Origin of the sequence: Dehalobacter sp. (genome assembly GCF_030063005.1) — a bacterium.
Classification (GTDB): Bacteria; Bacillota; Desulfitobacteriia; order Desulfitobacteriales; family Syntrophobotulaceae; genus Dehalobacter; species Dehalobacter restrictus.
Map to the genome: position 1 here is coordinate 12,929 of NZ_JAPDHR010000002.1, position 12,201 is coordinate 25,129.

At 38.9% G+C, this 12,201-nt stretch carries 6 protein-coding genes and 1 pseudogene; 2 read left to right on the forward strand and 5 right to left on the reverse strand.

Going from position 1 to position 12,201, the window contains the following annotated elements; genetic code table 11:
- Window positions 1-28: 28 nt before the first annotated feature.
- From OKX56_RS00760 to OKX56_RS00780, 5 genes are all read right to left on the reverse strand, one after another.
- Complete coding sequence (locus OKX56_RS00760; RefSeq protein ID WP_021315336.1) at window positions 29-3,085, reverse strand: type III restriction-modification system endonuclease; 3,057 nt, start codon at window positions 3,083-3,085, stop codon at window positions 29-31.
- A 12-nt stretch (window positions 3,086-3,097) separates the two neighbouring features.
- Window positions 3,098-4,969 carry a site-specific DNA-methyltransferase gene (locus tag OKX56_RS00765; protein ID WP_021315332.1) on the reverse strand — a complete coding sequence of 624 codons (1,872 nt, stop codon included), beginning with the start codon at window positions 4,967-4,969 and terminating at the stop codon, window positions 3,098-3,100.
- A complete protein-coding gene (locus tag OKX56_RS00770; RefSeq protein ID WP_021315328.1) occupies window positions 4,969-5,640 on the reverse strand; it encodes a DUF4391 domain-containing protein in 672 nt (223 codons plus the stop codon). The genes OKX56_RS00765 and OKX56_RS00770 overlap by 1 nt, the downstream gene beginning before the upstream one ends.
- 19 nt (window positions 5,641-5,659) lie before the next feature.
- Entirely contained in the window at window positions 5,660-8,899 is a 3,240-nt protein-coding gene (locus tag OKX56_RS00775) for a helicase-related protein (RefSeq protein ID WP_021315337.1), read from the reverse strand.
- 62 nt (window positions 8,900-8,961) lie between these two features.
- On the reverse strand, window positions 8,962-9,171 hold the full coding sequence (locus tag OKX56_RS00780; RefSeq protein WP_021315334.1) for a helix-turn-helix domain-containing protein: 210 nt from the start codon (window positions 9,169-9,171) through the stop codon (window positions 8,962-8,964).
- Between the two features lie 840 nt (window positions 9,172-10,011).
- Between OKX56_RS00780 and OKX56_RS00785 the strand changes: the two genes are divergently transcribed.
- Both OKX56_RS00785 and OKX56_RS00790 read left to right on the forward strand, forming a co-directional pair.
- A complete protein-coding gene (locus OKX56_RS00785; RefSeq protein ID WP_021315259.1) occupies window positions 10,012-10,179 on the forward strand; it encodes a hypothetical protein in 168 nt (55 codons plus the stop codon).
- 53 nt (window positions 10,180-10,232) lie between these two features.
- A pseudogene (locus OKX56_RS00790) lies at window positions 10,233-11,897 on the forward strand (recombinase family protein); the annotation flags it as partial.
- Window positions 11,898-12,201 lie beyond the last annotated feature (304 nt).

Consider the following 12,201-nt stretch of genomic DNA (forward strand, 5'->3'; position numbering starts at 1 on the left):
CCAACTAAGCTGGCAGCTTTAACCGTCGCTACTTCATCACTTTGTTCATCAAGGTCTCATAACTATCCACCACGTCATATTTCACATTTTCCGTACTGATCGCTTTAAAATGCTCTCTGGCACAATGGATTTTTGCATCTTCAATCAACCTTAACTGCATGGAAGACATAGAACCCTTGGTTTCTGCTACAAAGTAAATATGCTTCACTTTCCCATCATTAAAGGCAATGGCCCAGTCAGGGTTATATTTACCTACCGGTGTAGTGATGTAAAAACCACTTGGTAGCTTCACATAGACTGCAACTTCTTCACTGGTATCCAAGTTTTCAGCAAAATTTCTTTCATTGGTAGAATCATAAAGAATATGATCATACAAATGGCGCTTCGTAGCCATGGCATTTACGCCTAAACGCCCCTTCATGGTCGGTTCTGTAAATATTGTTGTGTCATAAGCTGCTTCAATCTTATTGTAGGTAATGTGTTGAATAATCACCGTTGCCTTCTGCTCATTAACGATCTTTGATGCTTTGATAATGAATTCTTCCGGATTGTCTTTAAACTGATCAAACACAGCCTTCTCGATGCCCTGAAGAATTCGCACAGCCGCCGAACGTGTTAGCCCTGTTTCAGCGACAACTTTTCCAACAAGGTCATACTTGACATTACTGTTTGAGGATACCTGAGCAGTTCTATATTCTCCGGATTCTTTGACAAAAGCTGCACCACTAAGAAGCTCTTCTTTCGACTTGATATCCTTCATTTCTCCATACTGTACCTTGAAGAATATCTTTGATACCCTTAAATCCTTGTTAAGTGCTGTAATTGATTTTTCTATCAGCTCATCTGTATCAAAATTCACTACATAGGCAGACTTTTTGTTGATTTGTGCCCACAACTTCTTAAAGGCTTCCATTTCCAGTTTCTTTTTGTCCAGCCTTAATTCTATGTTTTTGTCACGGGCATTATCCGGCAGCATGGTTCGGCTATCGTAAATAGAATCTATAATCGTCAAGATAGAATCTGCGCAGTCTTGCACCTCTTCTGCTAATTCGATATTCCCGTTTTTCTTGTCTTCGTAATATTTGTCAGTTAAAATACCCTTCTTAATATAGCCATTTGCAATTAATCCTTCGTGAATTGTCTGTGCCAGCTCATGATCAACAACCTGCTCTGCACCAGCCTGATCTTTGATTACTTTGTTCTTAAACAGATCCACAGTGACCATCAATGGTCTATCAGCCACAGCTTCAGCTAATTCTGACTGCAACGCTTTTGCAAAACTATCATAGCTCTCGTTAGCAATAACCGTCAGCACGTTGATATGATGGACATCCTCTCCTAAGAGATTTGCATCCATACGTTCTCCACTCTGATTAACAGATAGACGTAACCCACGCCCTACTTCCTGACGTTTTCTCACTTCTGAGCTACTTTGTTTCAGTGTGCAAATCTGGAAGACATTCGGATTATCCCATCCTTCACGCAAAGCGGAATGGGAGAAGATAAAGCGCACAGGCTCTTTTCGGTCAAGCAGGCGTTCTTTATCCTTCATTATCAGGTCATAAGCATCACTGTCAGAAGATTCCGTTGTGCCGCGTTCCAGTTTGCTGTCTACATAAAACTCTTTACCGGTTTTCTTGTTTTTATCGATAGAGAAATAACCCTGATGGGTAGCGGTGGCAGAAATAGAGCTTAGGTATTTTATATACTCTTCATCCCCTATTTCACCTTGCAGTGAACTGATGATATCTTGATATTCTTCCTCGAATACCTCACCATAAATGCCATTAACCGGACTACCCGAAGAATCATACTGCTTGTATTTTGCAACCTCATCAATAAAGAACAATGAGAGCACTTTTATGCCCTTATAGAAAAGCTGGCGTTCCCTTTCGATATGTGAAAGGATTGTTTCCCTGATTTGGATACGACGAAGTTGCTCTTCACTAACCGCGCCGATGACATCCCCTGCGTATATTTTTATCCCATTGATAAAAGTGACAGAATTATCACGTCCATCAATACTTTTAACCGTATAGCCGTTTTTGTATTCCTCAAGCTCACCTGAATTTTCAAATAGTTTATAGCCTTCTGTAATTCTGCGAGTGACCTTGCGAACCCCACCTACACCTTTAATATCAAACTCCAGTGAAGCTGTAGGTGCTTTATCTCCTGAGAGATGTATGCAAGCTAAGTATAAATAACTTTCAGTTGCCGTACTCCCTGTAACGGAAATCCCTTTAACGGCAATTTTCTTCACTAGTTTTTTGTTATAGGCTTCCATGGCATCCAAACGATATACCATGTTATAAATGTTGTCCTTTTTATGGGTAGCAGAATATCGTAACGTAATAAATGGATTAAATTCAATCAGACGTTCTTTGGTCTGCTTACCTTCAACCGATTGTGGTTCATCTATAATCAGGATCGGGTTCGTTTTGGCAATGATATCGATAGGACGTCTGCTTCGGAACTCGTCCAGCTTCATATAGATTCGTCGTGCATCCTTGCCCTTTGCATTAAAAGCCTGCGAATTGATAATCATGACATTAATGGAGCTATCACTTGCGAACCGGTCTATTTCAGTAAGCTGGGCTGAGTTGTAAATGAAAAACCGAATTTTTTTGCCATAATCCTCCGCAAAATGATCCTGTGTAATCTGAAAAGACTTGTATACACCTTCACGGATTGCAACGCTAGGTACAATAACGATAAACTTACTCCATCCAAAGCGTTTATTCATCTCATACATGGTTTTGATATAGGTGTAGGTCTTTCCAACACCAGTTTCCATCTCAATTGTTAGATTGTATTTTCCTTCTAATTTTTTAGAAGGTTCTATCTGATGACTGCGCTGAACCTTGTGTAGGTTTTCCAGAATAATCTGGTCGTTCAGTTCAGGAACCAATTTGTGATTTCCCCAGCCAGTAAAATCATGCTCAAAAGCAAGCCTCATTTGTACGTCAGCGTCAATACCTTTATCCATCATGTAGGTAGGTGTCAGAAACGGCTGTCCTGCAAAAATATCGCAAGTCGCTTTTGCTGCATCGGCTTGGAACTTCTGATGTTTGAATTGTAACTTCATCGTTTGTTCCTCCTATAATACCTTTACGCTGGTATTTGGTGCCATCAGCTTAAAGATTTCCTCTACATTGATTTTTTCAGGGCTGTTGGCAAAACTATTGTCACGGAATACCGCTCTTAACGGCTGACGTTTTGCAATTTCTTTAACAACTACTTCACTAATATTTCGTGCAAAGCAGGCAATCAGATCGCCATCGTTAATGGTATGAACGAAAACACCATCTATTTCCTCTGAAGCATGCGATAAAGAAAGTGGAAGTCCCCATTCAAGCAAGCAACCAAATAACAAATCCATATCAGTGCGATCTTCTTTGATATTGCTTTCCAGCCCAGATAGCATTCCTTGTGAATACTCATCTGCCGAGTAGTAAACATCTTTCACATTGGTGCTATCTAGTTTTAGAACACGGAATCCAATATCGAGACCTTGAGCCATAAGCCCTGCCTCTTGTTTGATTTTTTCTCCAGCACGTCGAATTCTTTCTTTACCGATTTCACAAATATTCATGAAACCCACACTTGCAGCCTCACTATCACTTGAGCACTCTTCTGGAAGCTGAATCATAATAAACTTACGATTTCCCCCATCTTCTGCATTTTGTTTAATAATTGAGTGAGCAGTAGTAGCAGACCCCGAAAAGAAATCAAGGATTACGTCATTTTTACTGGAAGACAATAATACTGCGCGCTTAATATACTCAACTGGTTTAGGAAAGTCAAAATATTTATTATCATCAAAAATCTGCTTCAGTTCTCTAGTTGCAGTTTGATTATGTCCAACCTCATCACTCAACCACAATGTATTTGGCGTTCGCCCATCTTGTACCTCTGATAAAAATCTCTTTTTACGCGGAAATGAATTCCCGTCCACACCAAACCATATTCGGTTATCCGCTACAAGCTGTTTGAGGTTTTCTTCGGAGTAAACCCAATGTTTTCCTTGTGGAACATCGAACGTTTTATTTGTTTTAGGGCTTTCAACCAGAAAATGCCCATTACTTCTTTCGCCACTTGCAACAAGATCTCCTGACTGCCATGACCCTCTTGGATCATTATCTGGATTTTTGTATCTATCATTCATCTCATCTGTTCGTGGGAGCAATCCGATTTGGACTAAGCTTGCTGATTTTGCATAAACTAGCAAGTATTCATGGTTTTCTGAAAAGTACTTAGCATCATTCTTTGTGCTATGTATTTTTTGCCACACAATACATGCTATAAAATTTGAAGAACCGAATACCTCATCACAAATACTTCTCATATTCTGTATCTCATTATCGTCAATTGATATATATATCACTCCAGCATCCGATAATAGATTTCTTGCTAAAAGTAATCTTGGATAAACTAGCGAGCACCAATCTGAATGAAAACGACCGTTGCTTTCGTTATTTTGAAACAATCGTTTTTCATCCTCATTGTATATTCCTTGATTAACATCATAATCTTCTTTGCTCATACCAAATCTATCTCGATAAATGAAATCCTTCCCAGTGTTGTAAGGTGGATCAATATATATCATTTTAACAGCGCCAAGGTAACTCTCTTGCAGCAACTTCAACACATCAAGATTGTCACCCTCAATATAAAGATTTTCTGTGGAATCCCACTCCTTACTTTCTTCCATACACGGGCGTAATGTTTTACGAATCGGTTTTCCCGCATCTACAATGGCTGCTTTCTTTCCAACCCATGTAAATTCATAGGCTTCATCGCCATCAACTACATCTTCAAACAACATTTGTTTCAGAAGTGCAAAGTTGACCACTTTTTTCAATTTACCATTTTCATCCTTGGCTTCTGTTATTACATTCGGAAACATCTCCCCGATCTTCTCAATATTCTGCTCAGTCAGATTGATGGATTCCATACGCATTTTTTCCATTAGTTTAGTTCCTCCAGTTCTTTTTTCAGCAGTTTCAATTCTGTATTCAGCTTTACTTGTAAATTAAACTGTTTTTCGCTTTTCATTTTTGCTTCGAGTGCCGCAATCTGCTTGTTTAGCTTTCGCCGCATATTATCTTGATCTATGGCATCCTTGATACTTGATTTTGACCCTACCTCATTTCCCTTATCAAATCCTAACCGTTCTCCTGCAATCTGTCGTATGAAATTATCATAAATTGCATCCATATGCAGCCCATCTAGCCGAATGGGAAGTTTGTCCAAAGAAAGCCATTCCGTATGATAGTAGCTATTCACCTTAAAGGTATCTGCCTTTGAAAGGCTCGGCTCCTTGTATCCAATCCATGCCTGGTATTCACCGTTGTGTTCCAAGAGATAGAGAATATGATATGGTACTTCTTTATCTATCAATTGTAAAACTTTTGAATCCAGGCTCGGCTGATTCAGCTTTATTTCGAAGATCTCTAGCTCAGTTACATTATCGCCTTGTCCCACATTTAAAGTGGTGGCTGCAAGTTTGTTTCGCCAATAGATTACAGAAATCTGCTCTATAAACGCTCGCTTGAGTTCCGGTGTAACAGAGAGGTTCTCATAAAATTTCTGTTTCGGTATCCTTCGGTTAAACTCTGTTGATTTTGGTAGTGATAACATTTGATTTCTCCTTCCTTCATCATTTTATAACAAGGAAACAGATCAGCTCAAAGTCATCCAGACCTGTCACTTCAGATAGCAATGCCGATGTACCGCCACCACGGAACAGGCTGTCTATGTCACTTTCTTCTTTAACGTCAATAATGGAATTGATGGCATCTCCCAACAGCTCAGAATACTTTCTCATATCTTTTCCATCTTTGGTTTCCTTGTTAAAAATATTACACAAATCTTCATCGGGACTTACTTTACTTCTACAGATAAACCGCAGCTTGTCCAACAATTCTTTTGGAGCAAGATGATCGCAAATGACATTACCGTCATTTGAAATATAAACCATATAGAAGGGATGCAATCGATTTTGATTGTCAATATTCACGCCACCATTGATGTTTTTCAACACATAAATGACGCCTGCTGGTGTATCCTCTGTTACAGGCACAATCGCATGCATCCCTAAAGGTGTCTTGTCCAAATCTGGATTATTTTTTACAAACTCCAGTAGATCCAACCTGAATTCATTGAGTCCCAAATCCATAATAGAAATCCCACTGGACATATCTTCAATATCTACAACTTCTTCCTGCAACCGCTGAAGCTGTTGTTTTCGGTATTCCAAATCACCTTTTTCATCGGCATTAATTAAGTCATCGTCTCCTGTGGAGGTCATTACAGAGATTCGCATTCTTGTCTCGACACGGCTCTTCAGATTGATATACTCATCTAATGACAAATCAGGCCAAAAGTTCACAAGCTGGATGTAGTCGTTTCGGCTGCCGATACGATCAATACGACCAAACCTCTGTATGATACGAACAGGATTCCAGTGAATATCATAATTGATGACATAATCACAGTCTTGCAGATTCTGTCCCTCAGAGATACAATCTGTTGCTATCAATATTTCAATACTGTCCTTTGAATCAGGCATTAGCAGTACTTTATCTTTTGACACTGGAGAAAAACAGGTCAAGACATTATTCAGACTTGCCCTGAATTTTGGAATAGTGGTCTTTCCATCCACTGATCCTGTAATCATTGCGGTGTCCAACCCATAGTTGTTTTTAATATGCTTGCTCACATGACTATAAAGATAATCCGCAGTGTCTGAGAATGCGGTAAAAATCAAAACCTTTTTATTGTCCTTATTAATTGGCTTCTCCAACTTATCAGCAACAAGCTGAAATAATGTTTGAAGCTTTGTATCATGTTCTGGTGTTATATCTGCAATCATCAGTGATAAAAGTTCAAGCGTTTCAGCATCCATAACTAATTCTTCACGCCAGCTTTTATAGTCCATATCAGCAAGGTCGATCCTCACCTTTTTTCCGACTGTGAAAAGGTCTGTATTTTGATCATCCAGATCAAATTCTGTTGCTTCACTGAGGTCTACTAAGTCAAGCACTGTACTGCCATTGTTCTCGAATGCATCAATGCTTTTTATCATTTCGGTAATAAGTAACTTTATGCGCGAAAGAGTCAGCCCAAATGAATACACAGAGCTTTCAAGTCGCTTTAATAGATTGATGTTCATTAACCGCCGAATCCCTTCTTCACGTCCTACCTGTGTTAGGTTATTACGTTTCTTGTCTGACAGGTCAATATACTTGTCCATTTTGCTTGGAAATATATAATTTGATGGAGTATATATCGCGAGATTCAGCAGCATCAGACATCCATATATCTGATTGTAATTGATGGCCGAATTCAAGTCCGTTAAAGACGGACGCAACGAAATAGGCTTAAGTCGTTGCGGAAACTTTCCGATCTCAGCGATGTTATAATACTTCTCGATATGGCTCCTCGAACGGGCAATCGTTACATTATCTAGCACTTCAAAGAAATCAAAATCTAGCATTTTAAGAAGTGTTGTCGTCTTTCGGTCTGCCTGCTCCAGTTTGCTCCATGTATTGAATGCCTTTTGAGCACTTCGGAAAATCTCATCAATGGACTTAACTGTATTGAGCTTTTCATTGATCAATTGCGCATTGCCTTCATAGGCAAGTGCCAGCTGATTTTTCAAATCATTGAATCGATTGTTTACCGGCGTTGCTGAAAGCATCAATACTTTTGTTTTTACGCCTGCACGGACTACTTTGTTCAGTAATTTTAAGTAACGATTTTCTTTTTCACCTTCTATGCCGGAGAGTTCCCCACCATTGCGAAAATTATGTGATTCATCAATCACAACTAGATCGTAATTCCCCCAGTTCAAACGATCAAGATCCAGACCATTTGATTTTCCATAAGTTCGAGACAAATCCGTATGATACAACACATCATAATTCAGTCGATCAGAGGCTATAGGATTATTCAAATAATTATCCTTGTAAGTATTCCAGTTGTCCGCTAGTTTTTTAGGACACAAAACAAGAACAGTTTTATTCCTGTTTTCATAATATTTGATTACAGCTATCGCGGTAAAGGTCTTACCTAGGCCAACACTGTCCGCAAGGATACAACCGTTGTATTTTTCCAGTTTATTGATAATCGCAAGAACGGCATCTTTTTGGAAATCATAAAGTAGATTCCATATTTTGCTTTCCTTGAATCCCGTCGCTTCATTTGGTAATACGTCTTCGGAAATATCTTCCAGAAACTCGTTAAAGATATTGTACAATGTCACGAAATAGATAAAGTTAGGTGTGTTTTCTTTATAAGCTTCCGTAATGCTGTCAATCACGATATCCGTAACTTCCTGAAGCTTATTTTCATCATTCCAAATGGAGTTAAATACCCGAATAAACTCATGACTATGGGGCGCTTCCATTTTAGTAACCATGTTGTAGCTGTTATTCCCCCGGTCGCACCCTAAATCCACAGTTGTGAAGCCATTAACCGGCATATATGTGAGCGCACTATCGGCCGCAATTACATTGATAAACCCGCCCATATTTTCATTTGTGACATTCGATTTGAATGTCACTTTTTTTCTGATCCAATCAGTGCATTCTTTGGCAATCGCCTTTTGCGTCAACTCATTGCGCAATTTCACTTCGAATTCTGTACCATAGAGGCTACGTTCACGGTTAATACGCGGTATGTAAAACTCGCGTTTTGATTTCTGCACTTTTTCCTTAACAAAAGTTGGAGAAGTGAAAATAAACCGCAATTCGTCTATCGAATCAAGCTGTCCGCGCAGAGCCTGATAAGCGTATATTGAAAAACATGCGGCTGCAATCGAAAGCTTGCTGCCTTTTTTTATTTCTACCGACATATCGTCTTTGACTATTCTGGTTACATTATCGAATATCTCCATTCCGTTATCTCCTCACCCTATTCTGAATGATCATATATATTTTCGTATCTAAAACTTGCTTGTTACTGTTCGTCCAGTTTTACTTCAGCGATATCTCCGATATCACAATTTAATACAGCACAAATTCGAACCAATACATCAAGGGCTACATACTCATTTCGAGTCAATTTAGCTATTGTGCTCGAGCTCAGTGATGCAGCCTCACGCAATTGTGATTTTTTCATATCTTTATCAATTAAGAGTTTCCAAAGTTTCTTATAGCTTATACCCATTCTATTCACCCCATTATGAAATCTAATTCCGAGAAGCGTGTTGCTTTTATTGTAGCACTATACAGTCAGATTAGCAATTGATTTGTTCGATTTCTCGAAGTCAATTCCGCATACGCAAAGTTTCTTTTAAAATATGGAATTTGTAATAAAACCATAAAAAAATTCCCACGCCAAATTTTATCTATTTTTTTAAAAACACTATTATTAAGTGTTATTCATCGAAGAAAGTGATGTTCAATTGAAAAGTTTTTAAAAATATTTCTTTAATCACCCCTTACTTTTGCCTGAATTTTGTCCTGATTAGTGAGATGTACTTTATATCCTCACACAATATTGTACCTTGACAACTAAATATACGGTATTTTGAGTACAGATCTTATGTGGCTGAAAAGCAAAGCAACATAATGGGCATCGCCATGATGGGTTATGTAATGTTCTTGTAAGTTAATGAATGGCAAAACAGAGCATTGCACAGCTAGAGCGATAAAATGCAGCCATTAGACCAATCGGTGGCTCGATTGGCGCGATGACACACATAAGTGATAATGATACTTTCTCACGACCTCCCACAGACTTGAGGGGGAGTTCCTGCGATATTTGTAGCCTCTTGAAGGGACAAGGCTAATCGGTATTGTGGGGCTATGATGTCAGCCAATGACAGCTCGAAATATCCCCCTAGCCTGGGTGCGTGGCAAATAAGGCGAATGAATAAAGACAAGGCACACCACATTTTTGCACAATGCAATTTGTGGTGTGCTTATATTGCAAAGTGACAAACTTCTCATAAAGATAATAAGTGCTTATAATCAATATAAGCACCTCACTTGGAGGTGATTGCAAATGGAAAATATCAAGAACTTATCCGAAACTACAGTCGAAGCTACACTACCTCATGAATTGTATGCGACAACGACAACAAAATCATTTCATGATTTTATAAATGTGCTTTCGCAGATTATCGAAAAGCATGGTGCCGAAGTGCTGAATGAATTAAACCGTGTCGAGTAAATGGCTGTATTTGAAATATCGATATTTTCCAATATTTTATTGGAGGTATGACTATGAATAGGAGTGGAAAAAAATGTGTGCTTTACCCTCGGGTAAGTACCGAAATGCAAGTTGATGGTTACAGCTTAGATGGACAGAAAAGTAGTTTAACACGTTTTGCGGATAGAGAAGAAATGGAGATCGTAAGCATATACGAAGATGCCGGTAAATCTGGTAAATCCATAGAAGGCAGACCTGCTTTTAAGCAAATGCTATTTGATATCGAAAATGGTTTAGAGATTGATTATATATTGGTATACAAGCTATCCCGTTTTGGTAGAAATGCAGCCGATATTTTGAACTCATTAGAGCACGTTCAAGCCTTTGGCGTAAATTTAATCTGCATAGAGGAAGGAATTGATTCATCTCAAACAAGCGGAAAGCTTTTGATTTCTGTTCTGTCTGCCGTTGCTGAAATAGAGCGCGAAAACATCATTGAGCAGACTATGAACGGACGAAAAGAAAAAGCTCGTCAAGGCGGCTGGAACGGCGGTTTTGCTCCTTACGGCTACTATCTCAAAGATAAGCAGCTTTTTATTCAAGAAGATGAAGCTGAGGCTGTACGCATTATCTTTGATAAATACCTGAATGAGAATATGGGATTTCATAAAATCGCCAACTATCTTAACTTGCAAGGTATTCAGAAAATAAAACGGAATAACGGTACTCTCTCTGGGTGGGGTACACATTTTATCAGGATGATTATTGATAACCCTGTTTACTGTGGCAAAATCTCCTATGGCAGGCGTGTTCGTGAAAAAGTTAAAGGAAGTAAAAACGAATACAAGCAAATACCGCAGGAAAATTACATCATAGCCGAAGGTCAACATGAGGCGATTATAAGCGAAGAGCTATGGAATGCTGCACATGAGAAAAGAGAACTGACAGGTGTTAAGTCCCCCTCCAAAATAGGTCGGGACAGAGCACACTTGTTAAGCGGTATTTTAAAGTGCCCTAAATGTGGCGGTCCAATGTACACCAACAAGCACGCATGGACGAACAAAGATGGTACTTATAAAGAGATTTATTATTATGTGTGCAGCAAAGCCCGAACAGCACGAGGAAAAAGCTGTGATTATAAAGCGATGCTCAAAAAAACTGATATCGAACCTCTTGTCATTGAAGCGATCAGAGAGCTAATTAAAAATCAGGATTTTGCAGGAGAAATCAAATCAAGGATTGGAAAAGAAATAGATACCTCCACTTTGAACAGAGAGCTAAAAAATTACGAATCCAAGCTAAGAGAGATAGAACTGAATAAAACTCGCCTTGAAAATGAAATTGACAGTTTGGCTGAGGATGCTCGTTTCAGGGAACGTAAAATCCATGACATGACCCTCAGACTTGATGGACTATATGACATTATCGTAGAGCTTGAAGAAAAAATTGAGGATGTTTTGCTGCGCCGTAAAGCCGTAGAGCAAGACGCTATTACTTTAGAAAACATCTATACGCTATTGGCAAACTTCGACAAAGTATACGACAAAATCAGCGATGAAGAGAAAAAATCTCTAATTTCTTCGTTAATCAAAGAAATAGAGATTTTCCCATGTGATGAGGCTGAACTGCCCCTAAAGTCAATTTTGTTTAATTTTCCGGTTTATAAAGACGGTGAGGATGCCTGCGAATTCTTGTGGGACAAAAGTACGCACGTCTCAACGTGCCTTAAGTGCGTAAAAAACGACATGCCTTCGCCAATGAATACAGCATTCAGGTTCTCCATATTTGATACAAAACGGTTTAATCCCGCTTCGTTTTTAATTCCCTCGAATTCGGGGGAATTAAAATTTCCACCTTTTAATCTCCTACTGCTGTTGTGGCATTTAACTTATTACTACATTGCACAGCCTCCAGCATTGATATGCAAATATCCATTACCCATTTTAGCGCATGATAACCCAAGTCCTGAATTTGCTCCAGTAATAATGATTGTTTTTTTATTATTCATTATAGCCTGCAATCCTCCTATTCTCATTGAGCATA